Raw genomic sequence first — 19815 nt, forward strand, 5'->3', positions numbered from 1 at the left:
AGATCCCATGAAGGCCCAGAACATCCTCCAGACCATCGGCAACACGCCGCACATCCGCATCAACCGCCTGTTCGGCAATGCGAAGCAGCAGGTGTGGATCAAGTCCGAGCGCGCCAACCCCGGCGGCTCCATCAAGGACCGCATCGCGCTGTCGATGGTGGAAGACGCCGAGAAGTCCGGCGCGCTGAAGCCCGGCGGCACCATCGTGGAGCCCACCTCGGGCAACACCGGCATCGGCCTGGCCATGGTCGCGGCCGTCAAGGGCTACAAGCTGATCCTCGTGATGCCCGACAGCATGTCGGTGGAGCGCCGCCGCCTCATGCTGGCCTACGGCGCCACCTTCGACCTCACGCCGCGCGCCGGCGGCATGAAGGCTTCCATCGCGCGCGCCGAGGAAATCGTGGCCGGCACGCCGGGCGCGTGGATGCCGCAGCAGTTCAACAACCCCGCCAACATCGACGTGCACGTGCGCACCACGGCCGAGGAAATCGCGGCCGACTTTCCTGACGGCATCGACGTGCTGATCACCGGCGTGGGCACCGGCGGCCACATCACGGGCGTGGCGCGGGTGCTCAAGAAGAAGTGGCCGAAGCTGCAGGTGTTCGCGGTGGAGCCGGTGGCCTCGCCGGTGATCTCGGGCGGCCAGCCCTCGCCGCACCCGATCCAGGGCATTGGCGCGGGCTTCATCCCGAAGAACCTCGACACCTCGCTGCTCGACGGCGTGCTGCAGGTCGACGCCGAACCGGCGCGCGAAATGGCCCGCCGCTGCGCGGTCGAGGAAGGCATGCTGGTGGGCATTTCCTCGGGCGCCACGCTCGCGGCCATCGCGCAGAAGCTGCCCTCGCTGGCACCCGATGCGGTGGTGCTGGGATTCAACTACGACACCGGCGAGCGCTATCTCTCCGTCGAGGGCTTCCTCCCAGCCTGACCCAGCTATCTCTTTCATAGCGCCTCGGCGCGTAAAATCCGTGGCCTGCTTGATAACCACAAGCCCCATGACATGCTGAGAATTTCCGAACTCAAACTCCCGCTGGACCACGCCCCCGAGGCGCTGGCCGCTCTGATCGCCCGGACGCTGGACGTCCCGTTCGAAGCGATCGCTTCCCACACCGTCTTCAAGCGCAGCTTCGACGCGCGCAAGGCCGACCTGCTCACGGTCTACATCGCCGACGTGCAGCTGGCCGACGCCGGGCTCGAAGCCGCACTGCTCGCGAAGCACGCTGCGCATCCGCACATCCAGGCCGCGCCCGACATGCGCTACACGCCGCCCGCGCAGGCACCCGAAGGCGCGCCCCGGCCGGTGGTGATCGGCTTCGGCCCCTGCGGCATCTTTGCGGCGCTGATGCTCGCGAAGATGGGGTTCAAGCCCATCGTGCTCGAACGCGGCAAGACCGTGCGCCAGCGCACCCGCGACACCTGGGGCCTGTGGCGCAAGAGCGTGCTCGACCCCGAGTCGAATGTGCAGTTCGGCGAAGGCGGCGCCGGCACCTTCTCGGACGGCAAGCTCTACAGCCAGATCAAGGACCCGCGCTTCCTCGGCCGCAAGGTGATGGAAGAGTTCGTGAAGGCCGGCGCGCCGCCAGAGATCCTTTATGTCGCGCATCCGCACATCGGCACCTTCAAGCTGGTGAAGGTGGTGGAAAACATCCGCGAGCAGATCGTCTCGCTGGGCGGCGAGATCCGCTTCGAGCAGCGCGTGACCGACGTGCAGATCGAGAACGGCCAGCTTCGCGGCCTCACCGTGCTCGACCAGGCGACCGGCACGAGCAGCGAGCTGCGCGCCGACCATGTGGTGATGGCGCTCGGCCACAGCTCGCGCGACACTTTTTCCATGCTGCACGCACGCGGCGTGCACGTCGAGGCCAAGCCCTTTTCCATCGGCTTTCGCGTCGAGCATCCGCAGGGCCTGATCGACCGCGCACGCTGGGGCCGCCATGCGGGCCATCCGCTGCTCGGCGCGGCCGACTACAAGCTGGTGCACCACGCGAGCAATGGCCGCTCGGTCTACAGCTTCTGCATGTGCCCCGGCGGCACCGTGGTGGCGGCCACCAGCGAGCCCGGCCGCGTGGTCACCAACGGCATGAGCCAGTATTCGCGCAACGAGCGCAACGCCAACGCGGGCATCGTGGTGGGCATCGACCCGCGCGACTTTCCCGGCTGGACGCCCGAGACCGCGGGCGACGCGCTCGCCGGCATCGCGCTGCAGCGCGAACTCGAATCGAACGCCTTCGTGCTCGGCGGCGGCGACTACCGCGCGCCCGGCCAGCTGGTGGGCGACTTCATCGCGGGCAGGCCCTCGACCGGGCTCGGCAGCGTGACGCCCTCGTACAAGCCCGGCGTCACGCCCACCGACCTGCACCAGGCGCTGCCGGCCTACGCCATCGAGGCGATGCGCGAGGCCTTTCCCGCCTTCGGCCGCAAGATCAAGGGCTTCGACCTGCACGATGCGGTGCTCACCGGCGTGGAAACGCGCACCTCGTCGCCGATCCGCATCACGCGCGGCGACGACTTCCAGAGCCTCAACGTGCGCGGCCTCTACCCCGCCGGCGAAGGCGCGAGCTACGCGGGCGGTATCCTGTCGGCCGGCGTCGACGGCATCAAGGTGGCCGAAGCGGTGGCGCGCAGCGTCACCGGAACATGAGCAAGGAACCCATGGCCCTGCCGAACGACGATTTCCACTTCTACGAACCCGCCAAGGGCCACGGCCTGCCGCACGATCCGTTCAATGCCATGGTCGGCCCGCGGCCGATCGGATGGATCTCGTCGCAGGACGAAAACGGTGCGCTCAACCTCGCGCCCTACAGCTTCTTCAACGCCTTCAACTACACGCCGCCCATCGTGGGCTTTGCGAGCATCGGCGCCAAGGACAGCCTGCACAACATCCGCCAGACGCGCGAGTTCGGCTGGAACCTGGCCACCCGCCCGCTGGCCGAGCAGATGAACCAGTCGTGCGCCGCGGTGCCGCCCGAGGTGAACGAGTTCGAGCTCGCCGGCCTCACGCCCGCAGCGTCGCGCCACATTGCGGTGCCGCGCGTGGCCGAGAGCCCGGTGTCCTTCGAATGCCGGCTCACGCAGCTGCTGCAGCTCGAGGGCGTGGACGGCGTGCCGGTGCCCACCTGGCTGATCCTCGGCGAAGTGGTGGGCGTGCACATTGCGCGCCACCTGCTGAAGAACGGCATCTACGACACCGCCGCGGCGCAGCCCATCCTGCGCGGCGGCGGCCCGGCCGATTACTTCGAGATCAGCCCCGACAATCTCTTCAAGATGTTCCGCCCGCGCTGAACGCGCGGAATCCATTTTTCTCCGCCGCTGCCAGCCAACCTGACAAGAACCGACCGATGACCGACACCGCCACGCCCCAAGAAGAAATCCAGGAAGTCCAGCCGGCGGAAGCCGAGGGCACCGCCCAGTTGCACCAGTCGCAGCAGCAGCCGAAGGCCGACGCACGCCGGCCCCGGCCGCCGCGCGCGCCGCGCCAGCAACAACAAAAGCAGAAGCCCAGGCAGGCCGCGCAGCAGCCACAGCCGCAGCGCGCGCGCAAGGTGCACCCGGCGCTCGAAAAGCTGTTCGAGCTGTACCCCAACATGTTCGGCGCGCGCTTCCTGCCGCTCAAGCTCGGCGTGTTCCAGGACCTGCTCGAGAAGCACCCCGACGATTTCAAGAAGGACGAGCTGAAGGTTGCGCTGGGCCTGCACGCACGCTCCACGCGCTATCTCGAGGCGGTGGCCGCGGGCCTGGCGCGCCACGACCTCGACGGCAACGCGGTGGAGCCGGTCGCGCCCGAGCATGTGCACCACGCGATCCTCGAACTGCACCGCCGCCGCGTGCAGCGCAACCCCGGCGAGGACCTGCGCCCGCAGCTGGTGGCGCGCATCGCCCGCGCCGTGGAAGCCTCGGGCCTGGACCGCGAGGCCTACGCGGTGCTGGTGCGCTCGCGCGACGAGGAAACCAACGCCGTGCTCGACGAAGCGCTGGCCGAGCTGGCCCGCCAGGCCGCCAAGCGCGAGGCGCTGCTGCGCGCCTTCGAGGCCAGCGGCCGCAGCAGCGAGCACGAGTTCGCCGAGATGTACGGCATGGATGCCGACGAGGTCGCAAGCACGCTCGCACGCGCACGGACCGAGCGGCAGCCGGCGGCTCCGGCGGCCTGATCGCCCTGGCGTTGTCGCCGCCGCAGCAACCATGACCGGCTTCGCCAGCTTCGTCACGCCGGAGGCCTCCGCAGGCGCGGCTGTGTCGGACGCGATCGCCGAAGCCTCCGCCTGCCTCGACCGCTTCACCGAACGCTTCAATGCCTGCGACACCGCGGGCATGGACGGCGAGCTTCATTTTCCGCACCTGATGCTCTCGGGCGCCGACCGCCTCGAATGGCAGGCGTCCGGCCATCATCCGGCCGGGTTTTTCGAGCAGCTCATGGCTTCGGGCTGGCAGCGCACGCGCTACCAGTCGAAGGAAGCGGTGCTCGCAAGCGCCGACAAGGTGCACTTCGTCGTCAGCTACACGCGCGAGGACGAAGCCGGCACGGTGCTCAGCACGCACCGCAATCTCTGGATCGCTACGCGCGTAGACGGGCGCTGGGGTATTTCGCTGCGTTCGTATTGAGGCTGCCCCGCGCCGGCCCCAATGAAAAAGCCGCCACGGCAACCCGTGGCGGCTTTTCCTTTTTTGCTGTGGCAGCGGATCGATCGATCAGCTACGCGCGTTCTGCAGCGCCGCAATGCGCTCTTCGATTGGCGGGTGCGTGGCAAAGAGCTTGCCGATGCTGCCCGTGATGCCCATGGCTTCCACCGCCTTGGGCAGTTCGCCGGCCGGCAGGCCGCCCAGGCGCGCGAGTGCGTTCATCATCGGCTGCTTCTGGCCCATGAGCGCGGCCGAGCCGGCGTCGGCGCGGAATTCGCGCTGGCGCGAGAACCACGCCACCACGATGGCGGCGGCAAAGCCCAGCACGATGTCCAGCACGATGGTGCTCACGTAGTAGCCGATGCCCGGGCCCGACGAACGGTCGTCGCCGCGGCGCAGGAAGCTGTCGACCGCATAGCCGATCACGCGCGAGAGGAACACGACGAAGGTGTTCATCACGCCCTGGATCAGCGTCATGGTGACCATATCGCCGTTGGCGATGTGCGCCACTTCGTGGCCGATCACGGCCTCGACCTCTTCGCGCGTCATGTTCTGCAGCAGGCCGGTGGACACCGCCACCAGCGACGAGTTCTTGAACGCGCCGGTCGCGAAGGCATTGGGCTCGCCCTCGAAGATGCCGACCTCGGGCATGCCGATGCCGGCCTTGTCGGCAAACTTGCGCACCGTGCCGACGATCCAGGCCTCGTCGGGCGACTGGGGGTTGTCGATCATGTGCAGCTTGGTGGTCCACTTGGCCATGGGCTTGCTGATCAGGAGCGAAATGATCGCGCCGCCAAAGCCCATGACGAGCGCGAAGCCGAGCAGTGCCGTGAGGTTCAGCCCGTTGGCCGTCAGAAAGCGGTTGACGCCGAGCAGGCTGGCGACGATGCCGAGCACTGCAACGACCATCACATTGGTCAAAACGAACAGAAGGATACGTTTCAAGTTGAATTCTCCGTGGGGGAATGCTGCCGCCTAGATGAGGACCGGATGGCCCTCTTCAAGCCGTGCAGGAAATGGCGCTCTTCCTGTGTTGTTGGGGTTCTGGAGGAGCCGCACCGCGGCTTGCAGGTAGAGCGATGATAGGAGCAAAAGTTCTACGGACCGGGCCTGAAGACCTTGGGATCGTCGTAGAAATTCGCCGCCGCGTTGCCGGCCCACCAGCCCGGCACGCCGAGCACGGGCAGCGGAACGAAGGGCTTTTGCGCCAGGTGATCCGGCGCGAGGCTGCGCGCCAGCGCCCCGTCGCAGGACGCCGCCGAACCGCCGGCAGCCGGTGCCGGCAGCCGCAGCACATGCGCGGTGAGCGCCTTGCGCGGCGCGGCGAGTTTCTCGAGCAGCGCATGGCCGAACACCCAGAGGCGCGCCCCGGACCACAGCGCGCGCTGCGTCACGAAGAGCGTGTGCCAGTCGCGCGCGGCGAGCGCCCGCCACAGCGGCTCGGGCGCATCGAGCACGGCGCCGTTCTCGTCGAACAGCGTGAGTGCATCGCGCAACGGGCCGCGCGTGGCGCCGACGCCCGCGCGGGCGATCTCGGCGGCCTGCAGTTCATTGAGGCGGCGCTTGGCCTCTGGAAAGGCGAGCCAGACGAGGCCGTTGAAGAAGTCGTGCAGGTTGTCGCGCGTCGGCACGGTGCCGGTCTGGAAGATGTGGGCTTCATAGGCCTGCCCCGCGGGCAGCGCCGACTGCGGCACGAAGGCGGGCCTGGAATCGGGCGCCGCATGCCGCTGCAGCGCGGCCGCGACCGAGGTGCGCAGTGCCGCCTGCGCCGCCGCCTGGCCGATGGCGCGATAGGGCGCGAGCCAGGGCTGCGCCCAGTCGACCGCCGCCAGGCTCAAGGCGTGGCGGCTCCGGTCCAGCGGATGCGGTCGGGGTGCTGCAGCACGGCGAACTCCGCCGGGAGCTTGTCGAACAGCTTGAGCGAACTGCCGTGCTTGCCGAGGAGGCCAGCCGCGCGCAGCGCCTGGGCCACGTCGTTGAGCGGCACGTCGGCACCGCTGCGCAGCGCGGGTGCCGCGCGCAGGATGAATTCGGCGGCCTCGGAGGGCGGCTGCGGCGCGGGCGGCTTCGCTGCTGCCTTGGCGGTCTTTCGGGCCGGCGTCTTGGCCGCAGCCTTGCGGGCCGGCTGCGTGGCCGCACTCTTCTCGGCCTTTTCCGTCTTGGCCGGCGCAGCACGCTTCGCGGCCACCTTGGCCGCGGCCTTCTTCGCCGGCGCGGTGCGGGGCGCGACCGGCGCGCCGTGGTGCTGCAGGTCGGTGAACTCGTCGTAGACCGCCACGGTCTCCTCGCCGGTCTTGCCCTGCTGGCCCAGGCCGCAGACGCGGCAGCCCTTTTCGCGCAGCCGGATCACGAGCGGCGCAAAGTCGGAATCGGAAGACACCAGCACCACCACGTCGGGACGCTCGGCGATCACGAGATCGAGCGCATCGACCGCCAGCGCGATGTCGGTGCTGTTCTTGCCGGCCGAGAGGTTGACCATCGGCCGCACCGACAGCCGCTTGAAAAGCGCCTGCTGCTTGAGCGCCGTTTCGGCGTTGCAATAGGCGCGGCGCACATGAACCGCGCCGTGCTCGGCCAGGGTCCGCTGCACGGCCTGCTCGATCACGTCGGCTGAGACGTTGTCGGCATCGATCAGCAGCATCACCCGCAGCGCGGGCGTCATGCGAGTCTCCAGCCGATGGTTTCACCACCGCGCAGCGGCTTGAGCGTGGCGTCGCCGTAGGGCACGGTCTCGGGCACGGTCCAGCTTTCGCGCTTCAGCGTGATGGTGCCGCTGTTGCGCGGCAGGCCGTAGAAGTCGGGGCCATGGAAGCTTGCGAAGCCCTCGAGCTTGTCGAGCGCGTCCACGCTGTCGAAGGCCTCGGCATAGAGCTCGATGGCGGTCAGCGCGGTGTAGCAGCCGGCGCAGCCGAGCGCATGTTCCTTCAGGTGGGCCGGGTGCGGCGCGCTGTCGGTGCCCAGGAAGAAGCGGTCGCTGCCGCTCGTGGCCGCCTGGACCAGCGCCACGCGGTGCGTCTCGCGCTTGAGCACGGGCAGGCAGTAGTAGTGCGGGCGGATGCCGCCGGTGAAGATGGCGTTGCGGTTGTACAGCAGGTGGTGCGCGGTGATGGTGGCGGCCGTGAAGCGGTTGGCATCGCGCACGTAGTGGGCGCCCTCCCGGGTGGTGAGGTGCTCGAACACCACCTTGAGCTCGGGGAAGTCGCGGCGCAGCGGGATCATCACGCGGTCGATGAAGACGGCCTCGCGGTCGAACAGGTCGACGGCCGGGTCGGTGACCTCGCCGTGCACCAGCAGCAGCAGGCCGTGCTTCTGCATGGCTTCGAGCGTCTTGTAGGTGTGGCGGATGTCGGTCACGCCGGCATCGCTGTTGGTGGTGGCGCCGGCCGGGTAGAGCTTGAGCGCGCGCACGCCGGCTTCCGCGGCCAGCGCGATTTCCTCGGGCGGCAGCTTGTCGGTCAGGTAGAGCGACATCACGGGCTCGAAGGCCGTGCCCGGCGGCACCGCCGCGCGGATGCGGTCGCGGTAGGCGATGGCCTGCGCCGCGGTGGTCACAGGGGGGCGCAGGTTGGGCATGACCAGCGCGCGGCCGAACTGGCGCGCGCTGTGCGGCACCACGGCTTCGAGGGCGGCGCCGTCGCGCACATGCAGGTGCCAGTCGTCCGGGCGGGTGATGGTGAGGGTGTCTGTCATGGGAGGGCCATTGTCGCATCGCGGCCTTGCGGCTGGCACACGTCGTGCTTCACCACCGGTTCGATCCCTTTGCCCTTTCACCCCTAGGAGCTCCTGTGAAGCGTGCCGTTCCTGCCTCGATCCTGAAACCCCTGGCCGCCTGCGCGGCGCTCGCCACCCTGGCCTTCGCAACGCCGGCGCTGGCCCAGGAGAAGACGCTGCGCATCGCCATGACCGCGGCCGACATTCCGCGCACGCTCGGCCAGCCCGACCAGGGCTTCGAAGGCAACCGCTTCACCGGCATCCCGATCTACGACTCGCTCACGCAGTGGGACCTGTCCAAGGCCGACGCGCCGAGCGTGCTGATCCCGGCGCTGGCCAGTTCCTGGGCCGTCGACGCCAAGGACAAGACCAGGTGGGTCTTCAAGCTGCGCCCCGGCGTCAAGTTCCATGACGGCTCGGCCTTCAATGCCGACGCGGTGGTGTGGAACGTGCAGAAGGTGCTCGACAAGGACGCGCCGCAGTTCGACCCCAGCCAGGTCGGCGTGACCGCTTCGCGCATGCCCACGCTGCGCACCGCGCGCAAGATCGACGACATGACGGTCGAGCTCACCACGAGCGAGCCCGACGCCTTCCTGCCGATCAACCTGAGCAACCTGTTCATGGCCTCGCCCGCGCAGTGGCAGAAGAAGTTCGACGCCGCGGCCGGCGCCACGCCCGCCGACAAGTCCAAGGCCGCATGGACCGCCTTCGCCGCCGACCCCGCGGGATCGGGCCCGTTCAAGGTCACGCGCTTCGTGGCGCGCGAACGCCTGGAGCTGGCCGCCAACAAGACCTACTGGGACGCGAAGCGCGTACCCAAGATCGACAAGGTCGTGATGCTGCCGATGCCCGAGGCCAATGCGCGCACCGCCGCGCTGCTGGGCGGCCAGGTCGACTGGATCGAGGCGCCCGCGCCCGATGCCATGGCGCAGATCACGCAGCGCGGCTTCAAGATCTATTCCAACGCGCAGCCGCATGTGTGGCCGTGGCAGCTGTCTTTTGCCGAGGGCTCGCCCTGGCTCGACAAGCGCGTGCGCCAGGCCGCCAACCTGTGCATCGACCGCGGCGGCATGAAGCAGCTGCTCGGCGGCATGATGGCCGAGCCCAAGGGCACGGTGCCGCCGGGCCATCCGTGGTTCGGCACGCCGGGTTTCGACATCAAGTACGACGTGAAGGCCGCGCAGGCGCTGATGACGCAGGCCGGCTACTCGGCCGCCAAGCCGATCAAGGTGAAGGTGCAGATCTCGGCCTCGGGCTCGGGCCAGATGCAGCCGCTGCCGATGAACGAGTTCGCGCAGCAGTCGCTCAAGCAGTGCTTCTTCGACGTGCAGTTCGACGTGATCGAATGGAACACGCTCTTCACCAACTGGCGCAAGGGCGCGAAGGACCCCTCGGCCAACGGTGCCAACGCGGTCAACATCAGCTTCGCGGCGATGGACCCGTTCTTCGCGATGGTGCGCTTCGTGAGCACCAAGGCCTTTCCGCCGGTGTCCAACAACTGGGGCTACTACGGCAACGCCGAAGTCGACAAGCTCGTGGCCGATGCGCGCACCAGCTTCGACGACAAGGCGCGCGACGCTGCGCTGGCCAGGCTGCATACGCACATCGTGGACGACGCGCCCTTCGTCTGGATCGCGCATGACGTGGGTCCGCGCGCGATGTCGGCCAAGGTGAAGAACGTGGTGCAGCCGAAAAGCTGGTTCATCGACATTGCAACCATGACGATGGACTGATGCTGGCCTACCTCCTGCGCCGCGTCGTCTACGCCGTGCCGATCATGGTCGGCGTGGCGCTGGTGTGTTTTCTGCTCGTGCACATTGCGCCCGGCGATCCGCTGGTGTCGATCCTGCCGCCCGACGCCTCGGCCGACCTGCAGGCGCAGCTGCGCGAGCTCTACGGCTTCAACCGTTCGCTGCCGGAGCAGTTCGCGATGTGGGTCTGGCGCGCGCTGCATGGCGACCTGGGCGTCTCGATCGCGAGCAACCGCGCCGTGGCGGGCGAGGTGTTCACGGCCGTGGGCAACACGCTGCGACTGGCGGTGGTGGCGACCTTCATCGGCTTCGTGCTGGGCTGTCTGTTCGGCTTCGTGGCCGGCTACTTCCGCAACTCATGGCTCGACCGCCTTGCCTCGATGCTGTCGGTGCTGGGCGTGAGCGTGCCGCACTACTGGCTGGGCATGGTGATGGTGATCGTGTTCTCGTCGCAGCTCATGTGGCTGCCCGCCACCGGCGCGGGCCCGGGCGGCTCGAGCGACTGGGCCTGGGACTGGGCGCACCTGCAGTTCCTGATCCTGCCGGCCCTCACGATGTCGGTGATCCCGATGGGCATCATCGCGCGCACCGTGCGCGCGCTGGTGGCCGACATCCTCGACCAGGAATTCATCGTCGGCCTGCGCGCCAAGGGCCTCACGCACTTCGGCGTGTTCCGCCACATGGTGAAGAACGCGGCGCCCACCGCGCTCGCGGTGATGGGCCTGCAGCTGGGCTACCTGCTGGGCGGCTCGATCCTGATCGAGACCGTGTTCTCGTGGCCCGGCACCGGCTTTCTGTTGAACTCCGCGATCTTCCAGCGCGACCTGCCGCTGCTGCAGGGAACCATCCTGGTGCTGGCGCTGTTCTTCGTGTTGCTCAACCTGCTGGTCGATGTGCTGCAGACCATGCTCGACCCGCGGATCGCGCGGGCATGACCACCATGAGCGCACTGCCCATCCCCTCTTCTTCCTCCGCCGCCGCCGACGTGAAGCCGCTGCCGCCGATGCAGCGCTCGCGCGGCTACTGGACCTCGGCGCTGCTGCGCTTCACGCGCGATCCGGTCGCCATGGGTGCCGCCTTGGTGGTTCTGCTGCTGATCGGCCTGGCCGTGTTCGGCCCGTGGCTCGCGCCGGCCGATCCTTATGCCTCGTCGATGCTCAAGCGGCTCAAGCCGATCGGCACCGAGGGCCTGCCGCTGGGCAGCGACGAACTGGGCCGCGACATGCTGTCGCGCCTGATCGTCGGCGCGCGGCTGTCGCTGTTCATCGGCATCACGCCGGTGATCTGCGCCTTCGTGCTCGGCACAGTGATCGGCATCGTTGCGGGCTATGCGGGCGGCTTCACCAACACGCTGATCATGCGCACCATCGACGTGTTCTACGCCTTTCCCTCGGTGCTGCTGGCCATTGCGCTGTCGGGCACGCTGGGCGCGGGCGTGGTCAATTCGCTGATCTCGCTGACCATCGTCTTCATTCCGCAGATCGCGCGCGTGGCCGAGAGCGTGACGACGCAGGTGCGCACGCGCGACTATGTGGAGGCGGCGCGCGCCTCGGGCGCGAACCCGTTCACGATCGTGCGGGTGCATGTGCTGGGCAATGTGCTCGGCCCGATCTTCGTGTACGCGACGAGCCTGATCGCGGTGTCGATGATCCTGGCCTCGGGCCTGTCGTTCCTGGGCCTGGGCGTGAAGCCGCCGGAGCCGGAGTGGGGCCTGATGCTCAACACGCTGCGCACCGCGATCTATGTGCAGCCGTGGGTCGCTGCGCTGCCGGGCGCGATGATCTTCATCACATCGATCTCCTTCAATCTTCTGTCCGATGGGTTGCGGTCGGCGATGGACAACAAGGGTTAGGAATGGGATCTCTTCTTGTTCGCCGCTTTGTGTTTGAGGTTCTTTGTTCGGGGCGCGCTCCCGCCGATGGGGTACCTTGCTCCGCGAATGTCCTCCGGCCTTCGGCCTCCCCCTTGATTTCGCTGCGCAAGGCACCCCATCGACGGGAGCGTTGGACAGAGCAGTTGTTGATCGGCGGTACACCAGCAGCGTGTCCAGGTGCACAGGGCATCGGGTGCTCCCCGCAGCGAAATCAAGGAGGAGGCCGCAGGCCGGGGGACATTCGCGGAGGGGAGTACCCGGTGGCCTGTGCACGCGCCCCGAACAACAGCAACAAGAGCAACAAAGGAGCGTGAAAACATGGACGCACTGAAAGACATCGGCGGCCCCGCACAACCGCTTCTCACCATCACCGGCCTGGTCAAGCACTTTCCGCTCAAGAAAGATCCGCTGGGCCGCGGCGGTGGCGTGGTGCGCGCGGTCGACGGAGTGGACTTCGAAGTGCTCAAGGGCGAAACGCTCGGCGTGGTCGGCGAATCGGGCTGCGGCAAGTCGACCACCGCGCGGCTGCTGATGCAGCTGATTGCACCAACGCGGGGCGAAGTGATCTTCGACGGCCGCGAAGTCGGCGGGCGCGAACTGCCGCTCAAGGAGTTCAGGCGCCAGGTGCAGATGGTGTTCCAGGACAGCTACGCCTCGCTCAACCCGCGCCTGACCATCGAAGACTCCGTCGCCTTCGGCCCGCAGGTGCACGGCGTCGGGCGGCGCGAGGCCGTGGCGCGTGCGCGCGACCTGCTCGCGCGCGTCGGGCTCGAGCCGCAGCGCTTTGCCGAACGCTATCCGCATGAGCTTTCGGGCGGGCAACGCCAGCGCGTCAACATCGCGCGCGCGCTCGCGCTGCAGCCGCGCATGGTGATCCTCGACGAGGCCGTGTCGGCGCTCGACAAGTCGGTGGAAGCGCAGGTCATCAACCTGCTGCTCGACCTCAAGGCCGAATTTGGCCTCACCTATCTTTTCATCAGCCACGACCTCAACGTGGTGCGCTACGTGAGCGACCGCGTGATGGTCATGTACCTGGGCCAGGTGGCCGAGATCGGGCCGGCCGACGCGCTCTACGATGCGCCGGCGCATCCCTACACCCGCGCGCTGCTCTCGTCGATGCCCTCGATGGACCCCGACCACCGCACCGAGGAAGCGGCACTGGCCGGCGACCCGCCGAACCCGATCAACCCGCCCTCGGGCTGCCGCTTCCATCCGCGCTGCGCGCTGGCCGCGCCGGTGTGCAGCCAGGTGGTGCCGGAGCCCATCGCCACCGGCGCGCGACATGCGGCGAGCTGCCTGGTCCACGAGACCGGCAGCGGACATCCGATGGCCGTGCCGCTGGCCCGGGCGGCGTGAACGCATGACGACCACGACGACAACGATGAACAACCCGAGCTCTTCTTCCCCCGAGCCGATGGTCCGCCTGCGCGACCTCAGCGTCAGCTTCAGCGGCGGCCGCAAGCCCGTGCATGCGGTCAGCGGCGTGAGCCTGGAGGTGCAGCGCGGCGAGGTGGTCGCGCTGATCGGCGAATCGGGCTCCGGCAAGAGCGTGACCCTGCGCACGCTGCTGCGCCTGCATCCCGAGCGCCGCACGCGCATCGGCGGGCAGGTGCAGGTGGCCGGGCGCGACGTGCTCGCGATGCCCGCGCGCGAGCTCGACGACTTCCGCGGCAAGGTCGCCTCGATGATCTTCCAGGAGCCGCTGCTTGCGCTCGATCCGGTGTATTCGGTCGGCGCGCAGATCGTCGAGTCGATCCGCCGGCACGACAGGAAGGCCACGGCGGCCGAGGCGCAGCAGCGTGCGCTTGCGCTGTTCGAGCGCGTGCGCATCCCGAGCCCCGAGCGGCGCCTGGCGGCCTATCCGCACGAGATGTCGGGCGGCATGCGGCAGCGCGCGATGATCGCGCTGGCGCTGGCATGCAAACCCCAGCTGCTGCTGGCCGACGAGCCGACCACCGCGCTCGACGCCACGGTGCAGATCCAGATCCTTTTGCTGCTGCGCGAACTGCAGCGCGACCTCGGCCTGTCGGTGATCTTCGTCACGCACGACATCGGCGCCGCGGTCGAGGTGGCCGACCGCATCGCTGTGATGTATGCGGGCCGCATCGTCGAGGAAGGCACGGCGCGCGAGCTGATCCGCTCGCCGCGCCACCCCTACACCATCGCGCTGCTCAAGAGCCGCGCGCACGGCGCTCTGGCGCGCGGCGCGCGGCTCGAGACCATCGGCGGCACGCCGCCCGACCTGTCGGCGCTGCCGCCCGGCTGCGCCTTTGCCGAACGCTGCACGCTCGCCACCGATGCCTGCCGCGCCGCGCAGCCGCCGGTGGTCGAACTCGCGCCGAAGCATCGCGCGCGCTGCATCCATACCGATGCCGCCGCCGCCATCGCGCCCACGCTGGCCGCCTGACCCGCCCCTGCACACACACACCACGACACGCCATGCCCCTGCACGACCCCGCCCACGCCTTCGTTCCGTACCCCGACGCGCCGGTGCCGCATGCGCCCACCGGCCCGCTGGCCGACCTGCGCTTTGCAGCCAAGGACCTGTTCGACGTGGCCGGCTATCCCACCGGCGGCGGCAGCCCGATCGTGCTTGCGATGTCGGGCATCAAGACCCGCACCGCGCCCACCGTGCAGAAGCTGCTCGATGCGGGCGCGCGCTTCGCGGGCAAGACCGTGACCGACGAACTCGCGTTCTCGATGAACGGCAACAACGCGCACTTCGGGGCGCCGATCAACGGCGCCGCAAAAGACCGCATCACCGGCGGCTCGTCGTCGGGCTCGGCCTCGGCCGTGTCATCGGGCCTGTGCGACTTCGCGCTCGGCACCGACACCGGCGGCTCGGTGCGCGCGCCGGCCAACCACTGCGGCCTGTACGGCCTGCGTCCCACGCATGGCCGCGTGAGCCTCGAAGGCGCGCTCGACCTTGCGCCCAGCCTCGACACCTGCGGCTGGTTCGCACGCGACATCGGCACCTTTGCGCGCGTGGCCGACGTGCTGCTGGGCGCTGACACGGCCGCGCTGCCCGCGCGCGTGCGGCTGCTGCGGCCCGAGGACGTGTGGTCGCTGGCCGTGCCGGCCGCGGCCGACGCGCTGGCGGATGCGGCCGCGCGCGTGCAGCGCGTGCTCGGCGATGCGGCGGGCATCGAGGTCGCGCTCGACTCCTTCGACGCGATGTACTGGAACTTCCGCTACGTGCAGTCGCACGAGGCCTGGCTCACCGATGGCCCGCTGATCGAGCGCTACGCGCCGCCGCTGGGCCCGGGCGTGGCCGAGCGCTTTGCCTGGTCGCGCGGCGTGACCGATGCGCAGATCGTCGCGGGCCGCGCCTTCCGCATCGCTTTCCGCAGCCACCTGGCCAAGCTGCTCGGCAGCGACAGCGTGCTGCTGATGCCGACCATGCCCGACATCGCGCCGCTGCGCAGCGAAGGCGAGGCCGGCCTGGAGGACTACCGCAACCGCGCGATCCGGATGCTGTGCATTGCGGGCCTTGCCGGCTTTCCGCAATTGTCGATGCCGCTCGCGCAGCGCCATGGTGCGCCGCTCGGCATTTCGCTGCTCGGGCCGGCGGGGTCGGACCGGTCGTTGATCGGGTTGGCGGAGCGCATTGCCGGCGGCTGACGCGGCCATCGCGCCCTGGCCCTGACTTGGGCGACACTGCGGCCTTCCATCATGCATTGAGCGCAGGAACAGCAACATGTCGCAGGCCTCGCCGCAATTCGTGGATTTCATCGTCGACCGGCTCTCTGGAATCGACGGCATCACGACCAACCGCTTCTTCGGCGGCACCGGCCTCTCGGCCCACGCCACGCAGTTCGCGATGGTCATGGGCGGCAGCCTCTACTTCGTCGTGGACAAGGACACCCGGCCCAGGTACGAGAAGCTGGGCAGCACCTGCTTTGCCTATGACACGAAGGCGCGGCGGGTCCAGGTGCGCAAGTATTTCGAGGTTCCCATCGAGATCATCGAGGACCATGAGGCGCTGGCGGCCTTGGCAAGGGAAGCCGTTCTCGCGGCGCAAGGCCTGAAGACAAAGAAGCCGGCCGGCAAGCGCGCCTAGTTAGTCGCGCCAATCGACGACCACCCGCGCCGCCAGCGCGCAGGTATCGCAATCGACACTCGCCGCGGCCCGCTCCACCACCACGAAGTCGCCCGCATCCACCGCCAGCAGCGCGTGGTGCCAGGTGCCGGGCGCGAGTGTCACGCCCTGCAGCCCGTCGGTCACGAACGCAGCGAGCGCAGCGGGCGCGGGCGCCTCGCCGGCCGGCGCCACGACGATGACGAAGCGCCTTTCTCCCAAGGGCACGAAAGTCTGGCTGCCGAGCGCGTGGCGCTCCATCTCCGTGACTTCATGCGGAAAACGCCGCGCCTGCGCACGGAACAGCGCGAGCATCGGCCGGCCGCCCTGCGCGCCGAGCTGCAGGTCGCCGACAAGGTCGAAGCGTTCGGCATTGCCGCCATTGATCGGGCGGCCCTTCTTGCCGGCGGGCGCGGCCAGCACCGTGCCGTAGGGCGCGAAAGCCTGGGGTGTCAGCGGTTGCACCGCGAGCGGCATCGGGGCGAGGAAAGCTGCATCGTTCATGCGGCGGAGTACAGCAGAAAACATGCCGATGGTCACCGGGCCTGCGTGCGCTTCCTACCGCTGCGACTGATCAACCGATTCAGCGCCGGGCACCCGCACCCGCTCCAGGATGAAATCGATGAAGGTGCGGATCGCCCGCGTGTGCTGCCGGTTGGGCATGTAGAGCATGAACATCTGCGTGCCGAAGATGCTGAGGCGCCAGTCGTCCAGCGTGGTCACCACGTCGCCCTTGCGCACGTCCTCCTGCACCACGTAGTCGGGCACCAGGCCGATGCCCAGGCCCGCGAGGATAGCCTGGCGCAGGAACAAGAAGTTCTCCGAGATCAGCGTCGGCTCCAGGATCACCTCGCGCCGCACCTCTCCCAGATTCTGGCCCTGGTAGGCCGACACGCGCAGCTGCCGGCCGATGACGGCGGCCGTCACTACCGGCGCGCCCTGCAGTTCGTCGAGCTGCACCGGCAGCGGATGCTTCTGCGCATAGCCGCTTGAAGCGCAGGCCACGTAGCGCACCGGCCCCATCTCGCGCGCCACCAGGTTCTGCGGCGGCTCTGGAATCACGCGGATCGCGATGTCGACCTCGTCGCGCAGCAGGTCCTCGATGCGGTTCTCGAACACCACGTCGAGCACGATGCCGGGGTACTGCCGCTTGAAGTCGATCAGCCAGCCGGCCATCACCAGCTGGCCGTAGCCGCTGGGCACGCTCAGGCGCACGCGGCCCTGCAGGCCCTGGCCCAGCGTGGTGACCGATTCCTTCGCGGCCAGCAGTTCGGCCTGGATCGCCACGCCGTGCTGGTACAGGCGCAGGCCGATCTCGGTCGGTTCGGCGCGGCGCGTGGTGCGGCGCACCAGCTGGGCGCCGACCGAGCGCTCCAGCTGGTTCAGGTGGTAGCTGACGTTGGCGCGGCTCATCTTGAGCCGGCGCGCGGCCGCGCTCAGGTTGCCGGCGTCAAGGATTTCCACCAGCAGGGTCAGCGATTGGAGATCCATGAGCGGATTGTGTCAAAAATTCTTTGACAGTCTGTCAATGGTCTATGCAATTGTCAAAGCACCGGCACCGGCCAAGAATGCGGGGTTCACCCCCAGAGCCTCGGGCCCCTCGCGTTTGCAGCAGGGCTCGCCACGCAAGAGACAAGACAAGCACATGGCCACCACACCCTCCAGCCCTTCCACGTCTTCCGGTCCCGTCAGCTTCGAGCGTCTTGGCGACGTGTTCGTGGTGACCATCGACAACCCGCCCGTCAACGCCCTGGGCGTGGATGTGCGCCGCGGCCTCGTGGCCGCCATCGAGGCGGCCGAGGCCGACGGCGCCGCGGCCGCGGTGCTTCTCGTCGGCGCGGGCCGCAACTTCATCGCGGGCGCCGACATCCGCGAATTCGGCAAGACGCCGCAGCCGCCCTCGCTGCCCGAGGTGTGCCTTGCTATCGAGAACTGCAGCAAGCCGGTGGTTGCCGCCATCCACGGCGCCGCGCTCGGCGGCGGGCTCGAAGTGGCGCTGTCGGCGCACTACCGCCTGGCCGCACCGTCGGCCAAGCTCGGCCTGCCCGAAGTGCAGCTCGGCCTCTTGCCCGGCTCGGGCGGCACGCAGCGCGCGCCGCGCCTGATCGGCGTGAAGCCCGCACTCGAACTGATGCTCAGCGGCCGCCACGCGGGCGCGAAGGAAGCGCTGTCGCTCGGCCTCGTGGACCGGCTCGGCAACGAGGCCGATGCGCGCGCTGAAGGCCTGGCCTATGCGCAGGAACTGGTGGCCGCCAAGGCGCCGGTGCGCCGCACGCGCGAGGCCGGCGGCCTGGCCGACAAGGAAGCCAGCCGCGCCGCGCTCGAAGCCGCGCGCGCCGACACCGCGAAGAAGAGCCGCGGCCTGTTCTCGCCGATGAAGATCATCGAAGCCGTCGAGGCCGCGCTCACGCTGCCCTTCGACGAAGGCATGGCGCTGGAGCGCAAGCTGTTCCTGCAGTGCATCGACAGCCCGCAGCGCGCCGGCCTGATCCACGCCTTCTTCGCCGAGCGCGAAGTGCTGAAGGCGCCCGAGACCCGGTCCGCCGCGCCGCGCGCGCTCGCGTCGGCCGGCATCGTCGGCGGCGGCACCATGGGCGCAGGCATCGCGGTGGCGATGCTCGACGCGGGCCTGCCCGTGACCATGATCGAGCGCGACGAGCCCAGCCTCGCGCGCGGCCGCCAGCATGTCGAGAAGGTGTACGACGGCCTCATCAAGAAGGGCCGCATGACGCCCGAGGCCAAGACCGCCGTGATGGCGCGCTTCTCGGGTTCCACGTCTTATGACGCGCTCGCGCAGGTCGACATCGTGGTCGAAGCGGTGTTCGAGGACATGGGCGTGAAGAAGGCCGTGTTCGCCGAGCTCGACCGCGTGTGCAAGCGTGGCGCGGTGCTCGCCACCAATACCTCCTACCTGGACATCGACGAGATCGCCGAGAGCATTTCGCGTCCGCAGGACGTGGTGGGCCTGCACTTCTTCTCGCCGGCCAACATCATGAAGCTGCTGGAGATCGTGGTGCCCGCCAAGGTCAGCGCCGACGTGGTCGCGACCGGCTTCGAGCTTGCGAAGAAATTGAAGAAGGTGCCAGTGCGCGCCGGCGTGTGCGACGGCTTCATCGGCAACCGCATCCTCGCGGTGTATCGCCAGGCCGCCGACCACATGATGGAAGACGGCGCGTCGCCCTACCAGATCGACGAGGCCGTGCGCAACTTCGGCTACCCGATGGGCCCGTTCCAGGTGTCCGACCTCGCGGGCGGCGACATCGGCTGGGCCACGCGCAAGCGCAAGGCCGCCACGCGCGATCCGCAGGCGCGCTACGTGCAGATTGCCGACCGCATCTGCGAGCGCGGCTGGTTCGGCCAGAAGACGCAGCGCGGCTACTACCTGTACCCCGAGGGCGCCCGCACCGGCCAGCCCGACCCCGAGGTGCTGGCCATCATCGACGCCGAGCGCGAGCGCGCAGGCATCACGCCGCGCACCTTCACCGAGGAAGAAATCATGCGCCGCTACATGGCCGCGATGATCAACGAGGGCGCCAACGTCGTGCTCCAGCGCATCGCGCTGCGCCCGCTCGACGTGGACGTGACCTTCCTCTACGGCTACGGCTTTCCGCGGCACCGCGGCGGCCCGATGAAGTACGCCGACACCGTGGGCCTGCCGAAGGTGCTGGCCGACATCCGCGAATTCGCGAAAGAGGACCCGATCTTCTGGAAGCCCTCGCCGCTGCTGGTGGAGCTGGTCGAGCGCGGTGCCGACTTCGCCAGCCTGAACCAATCCGAGTAACCAG

The 19815-nt window shown here is 68.9% G+C and carries 19 protein-coding genes; 13 read left to right on the forward strand and 6 right to left on the reverse strand.

The genetic code is table 11. The annotated features are described in order from the left end of the window. Window positions 1-7 precede the first annotated feature (7 nt). The 5 genes from cysK to VPA02S_RS08500 all read left to right on the forward strand — a co-directional run bounded on the left by cysK (window position 8) and on the right by VPA02S_RS08500 (window position 4599). Window positions 8-928: a cysteine synthase A gene (gene cysK / locus VPA02S_RS08480; RefSeq protein ID WP_062363213.1), complete on the forward strand. Its 921-nt coding sequence runs from the start codon at window positions 8-10 to the stop codon at window positions 926-928. A gap of 72 nt (window positions 929-1000) precedes the next feature. Continuing rightward, window positions 1001-2641 (forward strand): NAD(P)/FAD-dependent oxidoreductase, encoded by a 1641-nt coding sequence (locus tag VPA02S_RS08485; protein WP_062363216.1) that lies wholly within the window; start codon window positions 1001-1003, stop codon window positions 2639-2641. Window positions 2642-2652: 11 nt separating this feature from the next. Beyond that, entirely contained in the window at window positions 2653-3282 is a 630-nt protein-coding gene (locus VPA02S_RS08490) for a flavin reductase family protein (RefSeq protein ID WP_062363219.1), read from the forward strand. Window positions 3283-3338: 56 nt separating this feature from the next. Then, window positions 3339-4148, forward strand: coding sequence for a ProQ/FINO family protein (locus VPA02S_RS08495; protein WP_081247505.1), 810 nt, complete (start codon window positions 3339-3341; stop codon window positions 4146-4148). A 31-nt stretch (window positions 4149-4179) separates the two neighbouring features. Beyond that, the gene (locus tag VPA02S_RS08500) at window positions 4180-4599 is read left to right on the forward strand and encodes a hypothetical protein (RefSeq protein WP_062363222.1); all 420 of its coding nucleotides are present in this window, start codon (window positions 4180-4182) and stop codon (window positions 4597-4599) included. 87 nt (window positions 4600-4686) lie between these two features. Here VPA02S_RS08500 and htpX read toward each other — a convergent pair whose 3' ends face one another. The 4 genes from htpX to pyrC all read right to left on the reverse strand — a co-directional run bounded on the left by htpX (window position 4687) and on the right by pyrC (window position 8307). Further along, complete coding sequence (htpX, locus tag VPA02S_RS08505; RefSeq protein ID WP_062363225.1) at window positions 4687-5562, reverse strand: protease HtpX; 876 nt, start codon at window positions 5560-5562, stop codon at window positions 4687-4689. Window positions 5563-5714: 152 nt separating this feature from the next. Continuing rightward, window positions 5715-6455, reverse strand: a complete 741-nt coding sequence (locus tag VPA02S_RS08510; protein WP_062363228.1) for a DUF3025 domain-containing protein — start codon at window positions 6453-6455, stop codon at window positions 5715-5717. After that, a complete protein-coding gene (locus VPA02S_RS08515) occupies window positions 6452-7279 on the reverse strand; it encodes an NYN domain-containing protein (protein WP_062363232.1) in 828 nt (275 codons plus the stop codon). The genes VPA02S_RS08510 and VPA02S_RS08515 overlap by 4 nt, the downstream gene beginning before the upstream one ends. Beyond that, window positions 7276-8307, reverse strand: coding sequence for a dihydroorotase (gene pyrC / locus VPA02S_RS08520; protein WP_062363234.1), 1032 nt, complete (start codon window positions 8305-8307; stop codon window positions 7276-7278). The genes VPA02S_RS08515 and pyrC overlap by 4 nt, the downstream gene beginning before the upstream one ends. Window positions 8308-8402: 95 nt before the next feature. Between pyrC and VPA02S_RS08525 the strand changes: the two genes are divergently transcribed. From VPA02S_RS08525 to VPA02S_RS08555, 7 genes are all read left to right on the forward strand, one after another. Continuing rightward, window positions 8403-10061 (forward strand): ABC transporter substrate-binding protein, encoded by a 1659-nt coding sequence (locus tag VPA02S_RS08525; RefSeq protein WP_062363236.1) that lies wholly within the window; start codon window positions 8403-8405, stop codon window positions 10059-10061. Then, entirely contained in the window at window positions 10061-11014 is a 954-nt protein-coding gene (locus VPA02S_RS08530) for an ABC transporter permease (RefSeq protein WP_062363239.1), read from the forward strand. The genes VPA02S_RS08525 and VPA02S_RS08530 overlap by 1 nt, the downstream gene beginning before the upstream one ends. A 5-nt stretch (window positions 11015-11019) precedes the next feature. Beyond that, on the forward strand, window positions 11020-11931 hold the full coding sequence (locus VPA02S_RS08535) for an ABC transporter permease (RefSeq protein ID WP_062364438.1): 912 nt from the start codon (window positions 11020-11022) through the stop codon (window positions 11929-11931). Window positions 11932-12270: 339 nt separating this feature from the next. Next, on the forward strand, window positions 12271-13308 hold the full coding sequence (locus VPA02S_RS08540; RefSeq protein WP_062363242.1) for an ABC transporter ATP-binding protein: 1038 nt from the start codon (window positions 12271-12273) through the stop codon (window positions 13306-13308). A 58-nt stretch (window positions 13309-13366) separates the two neighbouring features. Continuing rightward, window positions 13367-14359, forward strand: a complete 993-nt coding sequence (locus VPA02S_RS08545; protein WP_018903680.1) for an ABC transporter ATP-binding protein — start codon at window positions 13367-13369, stop codon at window positions 14357-14359. A 32-nt stretch (window positions 14360-14391) separates the two neighbouring features. Next, window positions 14392-15573 (forward strand): amidase, encoded by a 1182-nt coding sequence (locus VPA02S_RS08550; protein WP_062363246.1) that lies wholly within the window; start codon window positions 14392-14394, stop codon window positions 15571-15573. Between the two features lie 76 nt (window positions 15574-15649). Then, window positions 15650-16012 (forward strand): TfoX/Sxy family protein, encoded by a 363-nt coding sequence (locus VPA02S_RS08555; RefSeq protein WP_012746000.1) that lies wholly within the window; start codon window positions 15650-15652, stop codon window positions 16010-16012. Here VPA02S_RS08555 and VPA02S_RS08560 read toward each other — a convergent pair whose 3' ends face one another. After that, complete coding sequence (locus tag VPA02S_RS08560) at window positions 16013-16534, reverse strand: ureidoglycolate lyase (protein WP_012745999.1); 522 nt, start codon at window positions 16532-16534, stop codon at window positions 16013-16015. It lies immediately after the preceding gene. A 54-nt stretch (window positions 16535-16588) separates the two neighbouring features. Next, window positions 16589-17521 (reverse strand): LysR family transcriptional regulator, encoded by a 933-nt coding sequence (locus tag VPA02S_RS08565; RefSeq protein WP_012745998.1) that lies wholly within the window; start codon window positions 17519-17521, stop codon window positions 16589-16591. 154 nt (window positions 17522-17675) lie between these two features. On the opposite strand from VPA02S_RS08565, the gene VPA02S_RS08570 reads away from it, so the two are divergent. Continuing rightward, window positions 17676-19811 (forward strand): 3-hydroxyacyl-CoA dehydrogenase NAD-binding domain-containing protein, encoded by a 2136-nt coding sequence (locus VPA02S_RS08570; RefSeq protein ID WP_062363251.1) that lies wholly within the window; start codon window positions 17676-17678, stop codon window positions 19809-19811. Window positions 19812-19815 lie beyond the last annotated feature (4 nt).

Source organism: Variovorax paradoxus NBRC 15149 (assembly GCF_001591365.1).
Classification (GTDB): domain Bacteria; phylum Pseudomonadota; class Gammaproteobacteria; order Burkholderiales; family Burkholderiaceae_C; genus Variovorax; species Variovorax paradoxus.